General features: G+C 76.3%; 15 protein-coding genes. 8 read left to right on the top strand and 7 right to left on the bottom strand.

The window, feature by feature from the left end; translation table 11 throughout:
* From ACYVI6_RS05425 to ACYVI6_RS05410, 4 genes are all read right to left on the bottom strand, one after another.
* Positions 1–1,601: beta-ketoacyl synthase N-terminal-like domain-containing protein (locus ACYVI6_RS05425; protein ID WP_460445389.1), on the bottom strand; the 1,601-nt coding region annotated here is incomplete at its 3' end.
* The gene (locus tag ACYVI6_RS05420) at positions 1,598–3,160 is read right to left on the bottom strand and encodes a PfaD family polyunsaturated fatty acid/polyketide biosynthesis protein (protein WP_460445388.1); all 1,563 of its coding nucleotides are present in this window, start codon (positions 3,158–3,160) and stop codon (positions 1,598–1,600) included. The genes ACYVI6_RS05425 and ACYVI6_RS05420, both read right to left, overlap by 4 nt.
* Positions 3,157–4,257 carry an SDR family oxidoreductase gene (locus ACYVI6_RS05415; protein ID WP_460445387.1) on the bottom strand — a complete coding sequence of 367 codons (1,101 nt, stop codon included), beginning with the start codon at positions 4,255–4,257 and terminating at the stop codon, positions 3,157–3,159. Before ACYVI6_RS05415 ends, ACYVI6_RS05420 begins: the two co-directional genes overlap by 4 nt.
* A 132-nt stretch (positions 4,258–4,389) precedes the next feature.
* Positions 4,390–5,334 (bottom strand): Ppx/GppA family phosphatase, encoded by a 945-nt coding sequence (locus ACYVI6_RS05410; RefSeq protein ID WP_460445386.1) that lies wholly within the window; start codon positions 5,332–5,334, stop codon positions 4,390–4,392.
* A gap of 33 nt (positions 5,335–5,367) precedes the next feature.
* Between ACYVI6_RS05410 and ACYVI6_RS05405 the strand changes: the two genes are divergently transcribed.
* Complete coding sequence (locus ACYVI6_RS05405) at positions 5,368–6,195, top strand: hypothetical protein (RefSeq protein ID WP_460445385.1); 828 nt, start codon at positions 5,368–5,370, stop codon at positions 6,193–6,195.
* A gap of 20 nt (positions 6,196–6,215) precedes the next feature.
* A complete protein-coding gene (locus tag ACYVI6_RS05400; protein ID WP_460445384.1) occupies positions 6,216–6,899 on the top strand; it encodes a class I SAM-dependent methyltransferase in 684 nt (227 codons plus the stop codon).
* On the opposite strand, the gene ACYVI6_RS05395 is transcribed toward ACYVI6_RS05400, so the two are convergent.
* A complete protein-coding gene (locus ACYVI6_RS05395) occupies positions 6,896–8,818 on the bottom strand; it encodes an alpha-amylase family protein (RefSeq protein WP_460445383.1) in 1,923 nt (640 codons plus the stop codon). The genes ACYVI6_RS05400 and ACYVI6_RS05395 overlap by 4 nt on opposite strands.
* Before the next feature lie 79 nt (positions 8,819–8,897).
* Here ACYVI6_RS05395 and radA point away from each other — a divergent pair, with 79 nt between their 5' ends.
* The 6 genes from radA (at position 8,898) to ACYVI6_RS05365 (ending at position 15,623) form a co-directional block, all read left to right on the top strand.
* Positions 8,898–10,289, top strand: a complete 1,392-nt coding sequence (gene radA, locus ACYVI6_RS05390) for a DNA repair protein RadA (RefSeq protein ID WP_460445382.1) — start codon at positions 8,898–8,900, stop codon at positions 10,287–10,289.
* 150 nt (positions 10,290–10,439) lie between these two features.
* Positions 10,440–11,522 (top strand): DNA integrity scanning diadenylate cyclase DisA, encoded by a 1,083-nt coding sequence (gene disA, locus ACYVI6_RS05385; RefSeq protein ID WP_460445381.1) that lies wholly within the window; start codon positions 10,440–10,442, stop codon positions 11,520–11,522.
* 1 nt (position 11,523) lies between these two features.
* Positions 11,524–12,396, top strand: coding sequence for an HhH-GPD family protein (locus ACYVI6_RS05380; protein ID WP_460445394.1), 873 nt, complete (start codon positions 11,524–11,526; stop codon positions 12,394–12,396).
* Between the two features lie 617 nt (positions 12,397–13,013).
* A complete protein-coding gene (locus ACYVI6_RS05375) occupies positions 13,014–13,808 on the top strand; it encodes an ABC transporter permease (protein WP_460445380.1) in 795 nt (264 codons plus the stop codon).
* Positions 13,801–14,622 (top strand): ABC transporter permease, encoded by an 822-nt coding sequence (locus ACYVI6_RS05370; protein WP_460445379.1) that lies wholly within the window; start codon positions 13,801–13,803, stop codon positions 14,620–14,622. Before ACYVI6_RS05375 ends, ACYVI6_RS05370 begins: the two co-directional genes overlap by 8 nt.
* A complete protein-coding gene (locus tag ACYVI6_RS05365; RefSeq protein ID WP_460445378.1) occupies positions 14,619–15,623 on the top strand; it encodes an ABC transporter ATP-binding protein in 1,005 nt (334 codons plus the stop codon). The genes ACYVI6_RS05370 and ACYVI6_RS05365 overlap by 4 nt, the downstream gene beginning before the upstream one ends.
* On the opposite strand, the gene ACYVI6_RS05360 is transcribed toward ACYVI6_RS05365, so the two are convergent.
* Positions 15,593–16,351 (bottom strand): polysaccharide deacetylase family protein, encoded by a 759-nt coding sequence (locus ACYVI6_RS05360; RefSeq protein WP_460445377.1) that lies wholly within the window; start codon positions 16,349–16,351, stop codon positions 15,593–15,595. The genes ACYVI6_RS05365 and ACYVI6_RS05360 overlap by 31 nt on opposite strands.
* The gene (locus tag ACYVI6_RS05355) at positions 16,348–16,866 is read right to left on the bottom strand and encodes an amino-acid N-acetyltransferase (protein ID WP_460445376.1); all 519 of its coding nucleotides are present in this window, start codon (positions 16,864–16,866) and stop codon (positions 16,348–16,350) included. The genes ACYVI6_RS05360 and ACYVI6_RS05355 overlap by 4 nt, the downstream gene beginning before the upstream one ends.
* Positions 16,867–16,995 lie beyond the last annotated feature (129 nt).

The following is a 16,995-nucleotide window of genomic DNA, read 5'->3' as shown; positions in this document are numbered from 1 at the left end:
GACGGTGAGCCGCCCGGCCACGTGCTGGTCAACGTCTCTGCCGGTGCGGCCAGGTCGGCGGCGGCCACACCGGCCGCGTCGCCGAGCCCGGCGAGCCCGGCGGCCTGCTCGGCGAGGCGTGCCGCGCGCTCACCGAGCTCGGCCGGCGACGACGCGCTGAGCAGCACCAGCTCGGTCGGCACCGCCCGGGTGCGCCAGGGCCGCTGCGACCCGTCGGCCGGCCGGTGCTCCTCCAGCGTGACGTGGAAGTTGCTGCCGCCGAACCCGAAGCTCGACACCGCAGCACGCCGCGGGTGACCGGCCGGCCGCACCCAGGGCCGCACCGCGGTGGCCAGGTGGAACGGGCTGCCGTCGAGCCCCAGCGCGGGGTTCGGCCGCTGCACCTTGAGCGTCGGCGGCAGCACCCGGTGGTGCAGGGCGAGCACCGCCTTGAGCAGCCCCGCCGCACCCGCCGCCGCCTTCGTGTGGCCGATCTGCGACTTCACCGACCCGAGCGCGCACCACCCGGCGTCCGGGCGGCCGGTGCCGGCGAACACCTCGCGCAGCGCGGCGACCTCGGCCGCGTCGCCGGCCGTCGTGCCGGTGCCGTGGGCCTCGACCAGCTCGACCGTCTCGGGGCCGTACCCCGCGTCGTCGTAGGCGCGGCGCAGCGCCCGCACCTGACCGGCCGGGAGCGGCGCGTACACCGACGTGCCGCGGCCGTCCGACGCGCTGCCCAGCCCGCGCACGACGGCGTGGACGCGGTCGCCGTCGCGCTCGGCGTCGGCCAGCCGCTTCAGCGCGTAGAGCACGACGCCCTCGCCGAGCACCGTGCCGTCGGCGTCGTCCGAGAAGGGCCGGCAGTCGCCGGACGGCGACAGCGCCGGCGTCTTGGAGAACGAGGTGAACATGCCGATGTCGTTGCTGGCGTCGACCCCGCCGCTGATCACCAGGTCGCAGCGGCCGAGCGACAGGTCACCGAGCGCGACCGACAGCGCGGCGAGCGAGCTCGCGCACGCGGCGTCCGTCGTGTGGTTCGGGCCCTGCAGGTCGAACCGGTTCGCGATGCGCCCGGCCACGACGTTGGTCAGCAGGCCCGGGAACGTCGACTCCTGCCAGGGCGGGTAGTGCCCGGCGATCCGGTCGCTGACCTGCTGCACGACGTCGTCCGGCAGCCCCTGCTCGCGCAGCGCCCGCTGCCACACCGGCCACTGGGTACGGGCGTGCATCCGCTGCAGCAGCTCGAGAGCGGCCGCGCCGAGCACCACGCCGACCCGGGTGCGGTCGACCCCGGCCAGCCCGCCGGCGTCGGCCAGCACCTGGTCGGCGACGGTCAGCGCCAGCAGCTGGGCGGCGTCGGTCGCGGGCAGCGAGCGGGGCGGCACCCCGTGCCGCAGCGGCTCGAACGCGACGGACGGGACGAAGGCGCCGCGCCGCCCGTACGTGCGGTCCGGCGCCGCCGGGTCGGGGTCGTACGACTCGGTCAGCACCCAGCGGTCGGCCGGCACCTCCGTCACCTGGTCGCGGCCGGCGACCACCGTGCGCCAGAAACCGCCGACGTCGGTCGAGCCGGGCAGCACCGCCCCGAGGCCGATGACGGCGACGGGCACCTGGCGACTCACGCGAACCGCCGCGGGGCGACCGACAGCGCGCCGTCGGGGACGTCGACGCCGGCCGCCCGCAGCTGGTGCGCGCGGGTCACGACGCCCGCACCCTCCAGCAGGTTCAGCGCGATCTGCCGGACGTCGCGCGCGGCCAGGCCCTCGAGGTGGCTGCCGCGCACCCAGTCGTTGAACGCACCCGTCGCCGGCCCGCTCCAGAGCTGGTAGTCGGCCTGCCGCTCCGGGTCGCCGGCGACCGCCCAGCTGCTCGACCGGCCCAGGTACCAGCGGAACACCAGGGCCATCAGGTGCCGCGGGTCGGCGTCGGCGCGGCGCAGCTGCTCGGGGTCGCGGTCGGCCCAGAAGGCCCGGGTCAGCGCCGTCACCTGCTCGACCGTCGCCCGGAAGACGTCGCGCTCGAGCCGCTCGCGCACCGCCGGGTCGAGCTCGTGCAGCCCGCCGTGCGTCTGCCACAGCTCGTGCAGCCGGGCCGCCCGCGGCGCGAACAGCGTGCCGCGCGACAGCACCTGCACGGTCTGCCCGAGCTCGAACGCGTCGGCGGCGGGTGCGCGGGCGACGTCGTCGGCGGCGGCCGCGGCGAGCAGCTGCTTGGCCCGCACCGACAGCGCGGCCTCGGTGGCGGTCTGGTTCACCGAGCCGGTCACGACGTACGCCGCGCCCAGGGCGAAGGCCGCGGCCACCGCGCCCGGCGTGCCGAGACCCCCCGCGGCCCCGACCCGCACCGGGCGGTCGAGGCGGGCGGCGAGCTCGTCGCGCAGCTGCAGCACCCGGGGCAGCACCGCGACGAGCGGTCGGTGGTCGGTGTGGCCGCCGCTGTCGCCCTCGACCGTGACGTCGTCGGCGACCGGCACCAGCGCAGCCAGCCGGGCCTCGTCGTCCGTCAGGTCGCCGTCGGCCACCAGCCCGGCCAGCAGGTCGGACGGCGGCGGCACCATGAACCGGGCCGCCACCTGCGGGTGCGACACCTTGACGACGACGCGGGTGTCGCGCACGACGCGGCCCGAGCGGTCGCGGTGCAGGCCGGAGGCCGCGCAGAGCACCGCCGCCGGGGTCGGCTCGACGAACGCGGACAGCGACACGCAGGGCACGGCCGCCTCGGCGAGCAGCCGCGCCACCTGCAGCCCGGCCGCGGGCTCGGTGGGCGTGCTGATCAGGTTCACCGCCCAGCCCCGGTCGCCCAGCCGGCCGATCAGCCGGTCGACGTCGCGCTGCACCCGCTCGGGGTCGAGCCCCGCGGCGCCCAGCACGCCGAGCAGCCCGGCGCGCGAGGCGGCCTCGACCAGGTCGGGGCCGGCGATGCCGTTGGCCATCTCGCCCACGACGTACGGGAAGCGGACGCCGTGGGCCTCGGTGAAGCCGCGCCCGCCCAGCCACTCGGGGTACAGCGGCGGCAGCGTGCCGACCACCCGGCCGGACCGCGGGTCGCCGACGACCACGCCGTACCCGCCGCCGCCCTCGTCGCGGACGACGTGCGCGGGCTCGTGCAACCGGCGGGCGGCCTCCGCGACGTCGCGCGTCCCGACCTGGCCGGGGGCGGCCCGGGCCGAGAGGGTCGTCACGCCGGCACCCCCGCCGCGACGGGCTGCGGCAGCACCCCGCGCAGCAGGTCGTCGAGCGTCGGCGGCGCCGCGGCGGGATCCGGCGGGCCGAGCACCGACCGGGCGCGGACGTCGTCGTACCGGCGGCGGTGGCTCAGGTAGCCGGTGAAGCCCTCGAAGCCCGCGGCCACCTGCTCGACGGGCGTCGGGTCGGGCACCGGGCCGTCGACCAGCCGCAGGCGCAGCGGCGCGACGCGCTCGATCAGCTCGGTGAGCACCTGCACGCGCACGTCGCGGTCGGCGACCACGTGGAAGGTGTCGACCCAGCCGCCCGGGGGTGCCGCGGCGAGCCGCACCATCGCCCGCGCGGCCGCGCCGACCGGCAGCAGGTTGAGGTGACCGGCCGGGTCGCCCGGCACGCGCACGGTGGCACCGGCCGGAGCGGCGGCCGCGGCCGAGCGGGCCATCCGCTCGAGCACCTGCAGCGGGTGGCCGGGCAGCTCGGGGTGCGGCGGCCGGCGCGACACCAGGATGCTCGGGCGCAGCACCACGGCCCGGCGTCCGGGCTGCGCGCACCAGGCGTGCACCACCTGCTCGCCGTCGTGCTTCGAGCGCTCGTACGGGTTCTCGAAGCCGGTGGAGGCGTCGAGGTCGCCCTCGCGCACCACGCCGCGCCGCCGGGCACCCGCGACGAACGCGGTGCTCACGTGCACCACGAGCGGCGGACGACGGGCGGCACCGGCCACCGCGAGCACCCGCTGCGTGCCCTCGACGTTGGTCGCGCGCAACCGGGCGGGGTCGTCGTCGAGGGCGATGCTGCCGGCGACGTGCCAGACGCTCTCGTGCTGCTCGGCCAGCTCGCGCGCGACGCCCTCGCCCAGCCCGAGACCGGGGCGCAGCAGGTCGGCGGGCACCACCCGCACCCGGCGAGCCAGCGCCGCCGCGTCGTCGTCCGGCACCCCGCTCAGCTGCAGGTACCGGTGCACGCGGTGCGCGGCGTCGGCGGCACGGGCCAGCAGCGTCACCTCGTCGTGCGACGCCAGCAGCTCGTGCACGAGCCGCAGCCCGAGGAACCCGGTGCCACCCGTGACCGCGGCGCGTCGCGGAGACCGCTGCACTCCGACCTCCACGTGACGCCCAGCCGGACAGGCGGTGGCGGCCACGACGGACGACGCGAACGCACCGACAACTGTTCTATCCGATCGATGTCACGGGCGCAACCATCGCCGGAGCAGCGATGTTGTCCCCGGTCAGCCGAGCGGGTCGGACGAGGTCAGGCCGTCGAGCCGCCGCAGGATGACGCCCTCGCGGAGCGCCCACGGCGACACGTCGAGCCGGTCGACGCCGAGCAGGTCGGTGGCCGCGTCGGCGACCACGGCCCCGGCGAGCAGCTGCCGCGCGCGCCGCGGCGACACCCCGGCCAGGGCGGCGCGCTCGGCGGTCCACAGCCCGGCCAGCCGCTCGACGAGCGCCACCAGGTCGGCGCGCTGCAGGCTGCGGGGCGCGTACGGCCCCTCGGACGACGGCGCCGCGCCGGCGATGCGGGCCAGCGAGCGGAAGGTCTTGCTCGACCCGACGACGCGGTCGGGACGGCCGTGCACGGTCACGCCCCGCACCAGCCGCGCCACCTCGGTGCGCACGTACCGGCGCAGCGCCCGCACGTCGTCGGCGGACGGCGGGTCCCCGGGCAGCAGGTCGCGGGTCAGCCGCCCGGCGCCCAGCGGCAGCGACTCGGCGACGTCCGGCACCTCGTCGAGGCCGGCCGCGACCTCGAGCGAGCCGCCGCCGATGTCGAGCACCAGCAGCCGCCCGCTCGACCAGCCGAACCAGCGGCGGACGGCGAGGAACGTCAGCCGCGCCTCGTCGGCACCGCTCAGCACCTGCAGGTCGACGCCGGTCGACGCCCGCACCTCGGCCAGCACCGCGTCGCCGTTCGGCGCCTCGCGGATCGCGCTGGTGGCGAAGGCCAGCAGCTGCTCGCAGCCCTGGTCCTCGGCGACGGCCGCCGCCTCGGCCACGAAGGCCCGCAGGTCGCGGGCGCCGGCCGGGTCGATCGCGCCGTCGTCGGTGAGGTGCTCGGCGAGGCGCAGCTCGGCCTTGTGCGAGAACGCGGGGAGCGGGTGCCCGCCCTGGTGGGCGTCGACCACGAGCAGGTGCACGGTGTTGGAGCCGACGTCGAGGACCCCCAGGCGCACGACCAGGACCCTATCGACACGTAGGGTTCGCGCGTGAAGGAGACCCCGCTCGACGTCGACCGCACGTACGTCGAGTTCGTCGACCCAGGTGGCGCCGACGACGACGAGCAGCAGGTGTTCCGCTGCGACCTCACCTGGCTGACGTCGTCCTGGACCTGCGTCTTCGGCTCGGGCTGCAAGGGCATCTACGCCGACCGCCCGGACGACGGCTGCTGCACCCTCGGCGCGCACTTCACCGAGCAGTCCGACGTCGACAACGTGACGCGGGCGGTGGCGCTGCTGACCCCCGAGACGTGGCAGCTGCACCCCGACGCGCAGACCGACGGCTGGACCGAGGAGGAGGACGGCGACACCAAGACCCGGGTGGTCGACGGCGCCTGCATCTTCCTGAACCGCAAGGGGTTCGCCGGCGGGTACGGCTGCGCGTTCCACCACGAGGCGGCCCGGCAGGGCGTGGCCTTCCACACCCTGAAGCCCGAGGTGTGCTGGCAGCTGCCGCTGCGGCGCACCTACCGGCAGGTCGAGCGGCCCGACGGCTCCGAGTACCTCGAGACCACCATCGGCGAGTACGACCGGCGCGGCTGGGGCCCCGGCGGCCACGACCTCGACTGGTACTGCTCGGGCAACCCCGAGGCCCACGTCGGCGCGGTGCCGGTGTTCCGGGGCAGCGAGGGCGAGCTGCGCGACCTGATGGGCGACGCGGCGTACGAGCTGCTGGCACGGCACTGCGAGGCGCACCTCGAGCTGGTGGCGGCGGCCCGCGGCACGGCGGCCGGGCGCCGGCTGTTGCCGCTGCTGGTGCACCCCGCGACGCTGAAGGCCGAGCAGAAGGCCGAGCGGCGCGCGGCCCGGCGGGGCTGACCACCGTGGCGCTTCCGGGCGTGGTGCCCAGCCCGAACACCTGGCGCTTCCCCGACGTCTACGAGCTCGAGAACCAGTCGCTCGACGCCGACGGCGTGCTCGAGCCGGCGATGCTCGGGGTGCACGACTGGACCGGCCAGGTGGTGGTCGACGTCGGCTGCGGCGCCGGGTTCCACCTGCCGGCCCTCGCCCGGCGCGCCGCCCGAGTCGTCGGCGTCGAGCCGCACCCGCCGCTGCTGTCGCGGGCGCGGGCCCGCGTGCGGCTCGCCGGGCTGACCGACGTCGAGGTGCTGTCGGGCACCGCGCAGGCCCTGCCGCTGCCCGACGCGTCGGTCGACGTGGCGGTGGCGCGGCTCGCCTACTTCTTCGGGCCGGGCTGCGAGCCGGGGCTGGCCGAGCTGGCCCGGGTGCTCCGCCGCGGCGGCACCGCCTTCGTGATCGACCACGACGGCTCGCGCTCGACGTACGGGCGCTGGTTCACGAGCTCGACGCCCCGCTACGACCCGGTCGCCGTGCAGCGCTTCTGGGACCGCCACGGCTGGACGACGCGCTCGCTCGACACCGTGCTGCGCACCCGCGACCGCGCGGGGTTCGAGGCCGTCGTCCGCATCGAGCTGCCGCCGCCCGCCGCCGACCGCGCGCTCGCCGAGGTCACCGGCGTCGAGGTCGACCACGCGATCGCCCTGCGGCACCGCACGTTCTAGCTGCCCTCGACCAGCCAGACCACGCCGTACGGCGGCAGCCACAGGTGGCCGTCGTCGCCGGCTGCCACGGGGTCGCCGGTGATCGCGTCGACGACGTCCGCCAGGCCCACGTCGCGCACGCGCTGCACCGGCCACGGGCGCCGCTCGCCGGTCACGTTGCACAGCTCGAGCAGCGGACCGAGCGGGTGCCGGCGCAGCACCGGCAGCACGCCGGGGTCGCTCGGCGTCAGCACCTCGGCCGCCACCGACGCGTCGAGGTGCGGCATCGCGGCCCGTGCCCGCACCAGCCGCTGCAGCCCCTCGAAGACGCGGCCGGGCACGGTCCCGGGGTCGTGCCGCCGGGCCACCGCACCGGGGTCGAGCCGCGGACGGTGCGCCCAGCGGTTGTCGTCGCCGTGCCCGGGCTCGTCGGCCCAGTGCGGGTCGTTCGGCTGCCCGAGCTCGTCACCCGACCAGAGCACCGGGACACCGCCCCAGCCGAGCACGATCGCGTGCGCCAGCAGCAGCCGGGCGAGCGCCGCGTCGACCTGCTGCGGGTCGACGGCGTCCGCCAGGCCGACCAGGCTCGCCGCGGTGCCGGAGATGCGCCGGTCACCCGTCGCGGGATCGTGCTGGAAGACGAGCCCGCGCGCCCACGAGCCCGGGAAGTCGCCGCCGTACCAGTCCGACAGGAACGCCCGGTGCGCGTGCCCGTCGAGCCCGACGGCCGCGGCGTCCGCGTCGTCGACCGCCCAGCCGATGTCGTCGTGGCAGCGCACGTACGCGACCCACGCCGTCGTCGACGGCACCGGCGGCAGCGCCGCGAGCGCCCGGGCGGCCAGCCGCACGTCACCGCTGGCGAGCATCGACCACACGTGCACCATGAGGCCGTTGTGGTACGCCAGGTCGCTCACCCGGCCGTGGTGGCGGCCCTGACCGAGGTAGTGCACGAGGTCGTGCGGCCCGACGATCGCCTCGGCCTTGAAGACCGTCGCCGGGCAGGCGATGCGGGCCACCGCGCGCAGCGCCTGGGTGATGGCGTGCACCTCGGGCTGGTTCTGGCAGCTGGTGCCCAGTCGCTTCCAGAGGAACGCGATCGCGTCGAGCCGCAGCACCTCGACGCCGAGCCCGGCGAGGAACAGCACGACGTCGACGAGCTCGGCGAGCACGTCGGGGTTCGACCAGTCGAGGTCCCACTGGAAGGTGTTGAACGTCGTCCAGACCCAGCCGTCGAGCTCGTCGTCCCAGGTGAAGCTGCCGGGCGCGGTGGCCGGGAACACCTCGGGCAGCGTGCGCTCGTAGGCGTCGGGCCCGGTGCGGTCGGGGAACACGTGGAAGTACCGCCGGTACCGCTCGTCGCCGGTCCGGGCCGCCACCGCCCACGGGTGCTCGCGGGCGACGTGGTTCAGCACCAGGTCGAGCACCAGGCTGATGCCCTCGCGCCGCAGCCTGGTCGCGAGGTCGCGCAGGTCGTCGAGCGTGCCGAGGTCGGGGCGGACGGCGCGGTAGTCGGCCACCGCGTACCCGCCGTCGCTGTCGCCCTCGCGCGGCAGCAGCAGCGGCATGAGGTGCAGGTAGCCGACGCCGAGCTCGCGCAGGTACCCCACCCGCTCGCCGACGCCGGCCAGGTCGCCGCCGAACCGCTCGGCGTACGCCGCGTACCCGACGAGCGTCTCGTCCTGGAACCAGTCGGGGCGCAGGGTGCGCTGCTCGTCGAGCCGGTGCAGCTCGGGGTCGCGCTCGGCGAACGCCCGCGCCGCCTGCGCCACCACCCGCAGCGCCAGCGCGTCGGCGTCCCGCGCGTAGACGGTGGCGAGCGCGTCGTGCAGGTCGTCCCACCAGCGGTCGAGGCGCAGCCCGAACGTCTGCCGTCGGTGCGGCTCGACGTCGCCGAGGTGCGCGGCGGCCGCCTCGTGGGCCGCCCGCGGAGCCGTCGTCATGCGCCAGACGCTAGCCGCTCGTCCACAGGCTGCGCGTGGCTGCGGCGGGCTGTCGGTGGGGCGACCTAGGGTCTGTCCCGTGCCCGCCTCCACCGCCCGCAAGCCCGCACCCCGCCCGGCGTACCGCTGCGCCGAGTGCGGCTGGGTGACGTCGAAGTGGGTCGGTCGCTGCGGCGAGTGCCAGGCCTGGGGGTCGGTCGAGGAGGCCGGTGGCGCGCCGGTCGGCCGGGCGACCACGGCCGGGCCGGTGAGCTCCGCGGCGCTGCCCATCGCGGACGTCGACGCGCAGGCCGCGCACGCCCGGCCGACGGGTGTCGCCGAGCTCGACCGCGTGCTCGGCGGCGGCCTCGTGCCGGTCGCCGTCGTGCTGGTCGCGGGCGAGCCGGGCATCGGCAAGTCCACGCTGCTGCTCGACGTGTGCGGCCGGGCCGCCCGCGAGGGCCGCCGCGTGCTCTACCTGACCGGCGAGGAGTCCGCCGCGCAGGTGCGGCTGCGCGCCGACCGCATCGGCGCGCTCGCGGCCGACCTGTGGCTGGCCGCCGAGACCGACCTCGGCGCCGTGCTCGGGCACGTCGACCAGGTGCGGCCCGACCTCGTCGTCGTCGACTCCGTGCAGACCGTCGGGTCGGCGCAGGTCGACGGCGCGCCCGGCGGCGTCTCGCAGGTGCGCGAGGTGGCCGCGGCCCTCATCGGCGTGGCCAAGGCCCGCGGCATCGCGACGCTGCTCGTCGGCCACGTCACCAAGGACGGCTCGATCGCCGGGCCCCGCGTGCTCGAGCACCTGGTCGACGTCGTCGTGCAGTTCGAGGGCGACCGGCACTCGCGGCTGCGGCTCGTGCGCGCCTCCAAGAACCGCTACGGCCCCACCGACGAGGTCGGCTGCTTCGACCTCTCCGACGCCGGCATCGTGGGGCTCGCCGACCCCTCTGGCCTGTTCCTCAGCACCGGCCGCGGCGAGCCGGTGCCCGGCACCTGCGTCACCGTGACGCTCGAGGGCCGGCGGCCGCTCGTCACCGAGGTGCAGTCGCTGGTGGCGCCGAGCGCGCTGCCCACGCCGCGCCGCGCGACGTCCGGCCTCGACAGCAGCCGGGTGGCGATGGTCACCGCCGTCATGGACCGCCGCGCCGGCATCAAGGTCGGGCAGGCCGACGTCTACGTCTCCACCGTCGGCGGGGTCAAGGTCGCCGAGCCGGCCGCCGACCTCGCCGTCGCGCTCGCCATCGCCGGCGCGACCACCGACCGCCCGCTCGTGCCGCGCACCGTCGCGTTCGGCGAGGTCGGGCTGGCCGGCGAGATCCGCCCCGTCGGCGGCGTGCCGCGGCGGCTGTCCGAGGCCGCGCGACTCGGCTTCACCACCGCGATCGTCCCCGTCGGCGCGCTCGAGTCGGGCCGGGCGCCGTCCGGTCTGCGGGTGCTCGAGGTCGCCGACCTGGCCGCCGCCGCGCGGGTCGCCACCCTCCGCGCGGTCTGACGACGGGCTGGTGGTGGCCGAGTCGTGACCCGCCGTGCCGACGCAGGCCCCTGACCTGCCGGGGCCCGCCGGGTACGATCCGTCACGCGCGGTGTCACCGCGTCGACCGATGTCGACCAGATGCAGCACGACGGGCCCGGGGGGTGAGCGGTGGCGGCGACGACGAGCGACGACGACCTGGTGCTGGCCACCCTCGCGGCCGTCGCCCCCGGCACCGAGCTGCGCGACGGCCTCGAGCGCATCCTGCGCGGCCGCACCGGCGCCCTGATCGTGCTCGGCTTCGACCGCACCGTCGACTCCATCGCCACCGGCGGCTTCCCGCTCGACGTCGAGTTCTCGGCCACCCGGCTGCGCGAGCTGGCCAAGATGGACGGCGCGATCGTCTGCGACCGCGAGGCCAGCCGCATCCTGCGCGCCGCCACCCAGCTGCTGCCCGACCCGAGCATCGAGACGGCGGAGTCCGGTACCCGGCACCGCACCGCCGAGCGCGTCGCCAAGCAGACCGGCTACCCGGTCATCTCGGTGAGCCAGTCGATGCGCATCGTCGCGCTCTACGTGGGCAACCGGCGGCACGTGCTCGAGGACTCCAGCGCGATCCTGTCGCGGGCCAACCAGGCCCTCGCCACCCTCGAGCGCTACAAGCTGCGCCTCGACGAGGTGACCGGCACGCTCTCGGCGCTCGAGATCGAGGACCTCGTCACCGTGCGCGACGTCGCCGCCGTCGTCCAGCGCCTCGAGATGGTCGGCCGGATCAGCGACGAGATCGCCGGGTACGTCGTCGAGCTCGGCACCGACGGCCGGCTGCTCACCCTGCAGCTCGAGGAGCTCACCGGCGGCCTCGGCGGCGACCGCGAGCTCGTCGTGCGCGACTACCTCGCGCCGGACGCCGACGCCGACGACGTCGCCGAGATGCTCGCCCGGCTCGCTCAGCTCACCTCGACCGACCTGCTCGACCTCGCCTCCGTCGCCCGCATCATGGGCTACAGCACCGTCGGCGACGCCCTCGACGCCGCCGTCAGCCCGCACGGCTACCGGCTGCTCAGCAAGGTGCCGCGGCTGCCCGGCGCGATCGTCGACCGGCTCGTCGAGCACTTCGGCAGCCTGCAGAAGCTGCTCGCCGCCGGCCTCGAGGACCTCATGGCCGTCGACGGCGTCGGCGAGGGCCGGGCCCGCGCCGTCCGCGAGGGGCTGTCGCGGCTCGCCGAGTCGAGCATCCTGGAGCGCTACGTCTGACCTGCTGGTCCCGCTGCTGCGCTGGTACGACGAGCACGCACGAGACCTGCCCTGGCGCGCCCCCGACCGGACGCCGTGGGGCGTGCTGGTCAGCGAGGTGATGCTGCAGCAGACCCAGGTCGGCCGGGTGCTGCCGCGCTGGCTCGAGTGGATGGACCGCTGGCCGACCCCCGCCGACCTCGCCGCCGCCTCCCCCGGCGACGTGCTGCGCGCCTGGGACCGCCTCGGCTACCCCCGCCGCGCCCTGCGCCTGCACCGCGCCGCCGCCCAGCTCGTCGAGCGCCACGGCGGCCAGGTGCCAGCCGACCTCGACGCGCTGCTCGCCCTCGACGGCATCGGCTCCTACACCGCGGCCGCCGTCGCGACCTTCGCCCACGGCCGCCGGCACGCCGTCGTCGACACGAACGTGCGCCGGGTGCTGGTGCGCGCCGTCTCCGGCCGCGCGCTCCCGGCGCCGTCGCTCACCGCCGCCGAGCTGCGCCTCGCCGAGTCGCTGGTGCCCGACGACCCCGACCGGGCGCCGCGCTGGGCGATCGCCGTCATGGAGCTCGGCGCCCTCGTCTGCACCGCCCGCGCCCCCGCCTGCCCCGCCTGCCCGGTGCACGACCGCTGCGCCTGGGTGCGCGCGGGCAGCCCCCCGCACGACGGCCCCGCCCGCCGCACCCAGGGCTTCGACGGCACGGACCGCCAGGTGCGCGGCCGCCTCCTCGCCGTCCTGCGCGCCGCGCCCGGCCCGGTCACCGACGCCGACCTCGCCGCCGCCGTCCCCGACGCCGACCTGCGCGACCCCGCCCAGCGCACCAGGTGCCTCGCCTCCCTCGTCGAGGACGGGCTCGTGGACGCTGTTGCTCTCGGGTGGGCGCTTCCCGCGTGACCCTCTCGGTCCTCGCCCCCTCGTCCGGGCCGGCCGCGGCACCCTCCGGGCGACTGGCTCGCGAGCGCTCGCCTCGACGTCGCCACTCCGGGTACCCCGGCCGGCCCTTCAGCGTGATCTCTCCCCGCGGGCCGTCGCTCCCGCCCTGCCGCTCGCACCGCGACTTCTCGCTGGGTCTCCTGCTGTGGCCGGTTCTCCCTCCGCCTGACCTCTCCCCGTCCCGCGTCTCCCCGCCGTCGACCTCTCCCCGTGCGGCGACCTCTCCCTGTGGTGGCGCGCCACGTGAAGTCGGTTCGCGCACCGTTCCCTTGGTGTGCACGCCCCTCGAACGGTGCCCCCGCCACGTGAGGCTCTCGTCGTCCGCCGTCCGCCGTCCGCCGTCCGCGTGCGCTGCGCGCCACGTGAAGTCGGCTCGGGCACCGTTCCTGTGGCGTGCACCCCCCTCGAACGGTGCCCTCGCCACCCGAAGCCCCCCCCGCGCGAGGGACCCGTCGATCACCTGAAGCAGGTGGAGGGTCGCTTCACGGGGGTTCTGCGCCTCGTGAAGCGACCGCGGGCCTGCTTCACGTGATCGACGTCGCCGCGGGGGCCGCGGGCGGGGCTAGGCTCCCGTGCTCGTGCGCCCCTATCCGACCCTCGCCGTCGCGGGGTTCCGGCGGTTCGCGGCGTACCGGGCGGCGACGGCCGCGGGGGCTGTGACGAACACGGTGTTCGGGTTCGTCAAGGGAGCGATCGCGGGGGCTGCGGTGGCGGGGGCGGGCGGCGCGATCGCGGGGTACACGCGGGAGGGGGCGCAGACGAACGCGTGGCTCGTGCAGGGGCTGCTCGCGGCGATGGCGCTGTTCGGGTGGTCGGAGCTGGCCGACCGGATCCGCACCGGGGACGTCGCGATCGACCTCGCGCGGCCGGTCGACCTGCAGCTGGCGTGGCTGGCGCAGGACCTGGGGCGGGCGGCGTTCGTGCTGCTGCCGCGCGGGCTGCCGCCGGTGCTGGTGGGGGCGCTGACGACGGGCCTCGAGCTGCGGGCGCCGGGCTGGCAGCTGGCCGTGGCGGTGCCGAGCATCGTGCTGGGGGTGGCGATCAGCTTCGCGGGACGGTTCCTGATGAACCTGGCGGCGTTCTGGCTGCTCGACGTGCGCGGCGTCGTCACGCTGTACGTCGTGGTGTCGACGGTGTTCAGCGGGCTGATCATCCCGGTGCACTGGTTCCCGGGCTGGCTGGGCACGGTGGCCGACTGCACGCCGTTCCCGTCGATCCTGCAGGCGCCGGTCGACGTGATCCAGGGCCGGGTGCAGGGTGCGCAGGTGGCGCAGACCCTGCTGCTGCAGGTCGGGTGGCTGCTCGTCACGATGCTGGCCGGGCGCGTGGTGCTGGCCCGGGCGACGGCGAAGCTGGTGGTGCAGGGTGGGTGACGTCGGCGGGGTCGCCGAGCGGCTGCGGCCGTACCGCGTGCTGGTGCGCTCGCGGGTGCGCGCGCAGACCAGCTACCGCGCGAGCTTCGCCCTCGACGTGCTGGGCAACGTGGGCATCGGGGCGATCGAGTTCGTCGAGATCTACACCATCCTGACGCGGGTCGACGGCCTCGGCGGGCTCGACGCGAGCGGTGCCCTGCTGGTGTTCGCGCTGGCCAACGTGGCGTTCTCGCTGGCCGATCTCGCGGTCGGGCACGTCGACGAGCGGCCGAGGTACCTGCGGGCCGGCACCCTCGACGCGTTCCTGCTGCGGCCGCTGCCGGTGCTCGCACAGCTCATGACCGCGGACGTGTCGCTGAAGCGGCTCGGACGCACCGCCCTGGCCCTCGTGGTGCTCGCCGTCGCCGCGCCCACCGCCGTCTCCGACTGGACGCCGGGACGCGTGGCCCTGCTCGTGCTGACCCCGCTGGTGGGTGCGGTGCTCTTCGCGGCGCTGTTCGTCGTGGCGAGCGCCTGCCAGTTCTGGCTGGTCGACGGCAGCGAGCTGACGAACTCGTTCACCTACGGCGGGTCGTACGCGGCGTCGTACCCGGCGAGCGTCTACGGGGTGGTGCTGCGCACGGTGTTCGCGTTCGTGGTGCCGGCGGCGTTCGTGGCGTACCTGCCGGCGCTGCTGCTGACCGGCTCACCCGGCCCGGCGGGGCTGCCGTCGTGGCTCGGCTGGTGCACGCCGGTCGTGGCGCTGCTCGCCTGGGCCGTGGCCGGGCTGACCTGGCGGGCGGGTCTGCGGCACCACACGGGGGCGGGCGGATGAGCGACCTGGTGGTCGAGACCCACGACCTGCGCCGCGAGTTCGTGGTGCGGACGGCGCGCGGTCGGCTGCGGCGCACCACGACGACGGTGGTCGCGGTCGACGGGCTGAGCGTCGCGATCGAGGCCGGCGCTGCGGTCGGGTCGATCGGGGCGAACGGCGCGGGCAAGTCGACGACGATCAAGATGCTCACCGGCATCCTGGTGCCGACGTCGGGCAGCGTGCGCACCTGCGGCCTCGAGCCGGTGGCGCACCGCCGGGAGGTCGCCCGGCAGGTCGGGGTGGTGTTCGGCCAGCGCAGCCAGCTGTGGTGGGACCTGCCGCTCGACGAGTCGTTCACGATCCTCGGCGCCCTGCACCGGCTCGGCCCGCGGGCGCTGCGCGCGCGGCACGACGAGCTGGTCGACCGGCTCGAGCTGGCGGAGTTCCTCGGCACCCCGGTGCGGCAGCTGTCGCTCGGGCAGCGGATGCGCGGCGAGGTGGCGGCCGCGCTGCTGCACTCGCCGCGCCTGGTGGTGCTCGACGAGCCGACGATCGGCCTCGACGTGCTGAGCAAGGAGCGGCTGCGCCGGTTCCTGCGCGAGGAGCGCGCCGAGCACGGCACCACGCTGCTGCTCACGACCCACGACATGGGCGACGTCGAGCGGCTGTGCGACCGCGTGCTCGTGGTCGACCGCGGCCGGCTGGTGTACGACGGCACCCTGCCGGGGCTGGTCGAGCGGGTCGGGGCCGACCGGGTGCTGACCGTCGACCTCGCCGAGCCCGCACCGCCGCTCGACGCGGTGCCGGGCACCCGGCTGGTGGGGGTCGAGGCCGACGGCTTGCGGCAGCGGCTGGCGTTCGCACCCGGCGACACCACGGCGGCGGCGGTGCTGGCCGCGGTGAGCGCGGTGGCCGAGGTGCGCGACCTCGGGGTCGAGGAGCCGGACGTCGAGGACGTCGTCCGCCGGCTGTACCTGAGCCGGCGCGAGGATCAGCAGCCGGGCAGCGCCTCGAACCGGTAGCCGCGCCGGGCCAGCACGGGCAGCGCCTGCCGCAGCGCCGCGACGGTCTCGTGCCGGTCGCCGCCGCCGTCGTGCAGCAGCACCACGCGGCCGGGGCGCGCCTCGTGCTCGAGCTCGTGCACGACGTGCTTCGTGCCGGGCTCCTCCCAGTCCTCGGTGTCGACGTCCCACAGCACGGTCTGCAGGTGCCGGGCCGCGAGCGCCGCACGCACGTGCGCGTCGACGGCGCCGAAGGGCGGCCGCACGCAGCGGGCCGCGGGGCCGCCGGCCAGCTCGCTCGACAGCCGCTTCGCGGTGACCTTCGTGAGGTTCGCGTGGTGCGAGGTGTGGTTGCCGATCGCGTGCCCGGCCGCGCGCACCGTGGCGGCGGTCTGCGGGAAGCGCCGCACCTCCATGCCGATCTCGAAGAACGTCGCCCGCGCGTGGTGCTGCCGCAGCACGGCCAGCACCTTCGGCGTCCAGGTGGGGCTCGGCCCGTCGTCGAAGGTCAGGTACAGCACCTTGCCCGGCCGGCTGGGCGCCTGCGCGTCGGCACCGGTGCGGGTGGCGGCCGGCGTGGGCGGGTGTCCCGTCGCGCGGGCCGAAGCGGTCGGCAGGGGGCCGCGGACCGCCTGGACCCGGGGTTCGGCCCCCGCGTCGGGACGCCACCAAAGGGCCGGGGACGCCGCGGCGCAGAGCAGCGCGACGACCGCCGCGACCAGCACCAGCACGTGCGGCCGGCGCGTCACCCCTGCTCCAGCGAGAGCAGCATGCGGGAGTTGCCCAGGGTGTTGGGCTTCACGCGGTCGAGGTCGAGGAACTCGGCCACGCCCTCGTCGTACGAGCGCAGCAGCTCGTTGTAGACGGCCGGGTCGACGGGTGCGCCCTCGATCTCGACGAAGCCGTGCCGAGCGAAGAAGGCGGTCTCGAAGGTCAGGCAGAACACCCGCGAGACGCCGAGGTCGCGGGCGCGGGCGACGAGCGCCTCGAGCAGCGCCCCGCCGACGCCGAGCCCGTGCCGGTCGGGTGCGACGGCGAGCGTGCGCACCTCGGCAAGGTCGTCCCACAGCACGTGCAGGGCGCCGCAGCCGACGACCTCGCCGTCGAGCTCGGCGACCACGAACTGCTGCAGGCCCTCGTAGTAGGCGACGGCGTCCTTGCTCACCAGGACGCGAGCGCGGGCGAGCGGCTCGACCAGGTCGCGGATGCTGCGGACGTCGTGGGTGCGGGCCGCCCGCACGATCAGGGGCGGGACGTCGGGCACCGGGACATCCTGCCGCAGCGACACCCCTCGGTGAGCACCGACCCGCCAGCACCTCGCGACCGAGGGCCGAACGGGTGACGCGCGACACGTGTCACGCGGAACGTGACGCTCTGCTGTCACCCGCTTGCC

The sequence above is a fragment of the Angustibacter aerolatus genome (genome assembly GCF_054776675.1).
Note: the sequence above shows the minus strand (reverse complement) of the source record. Positions and strands in the feature narration are given on the sequence as shown.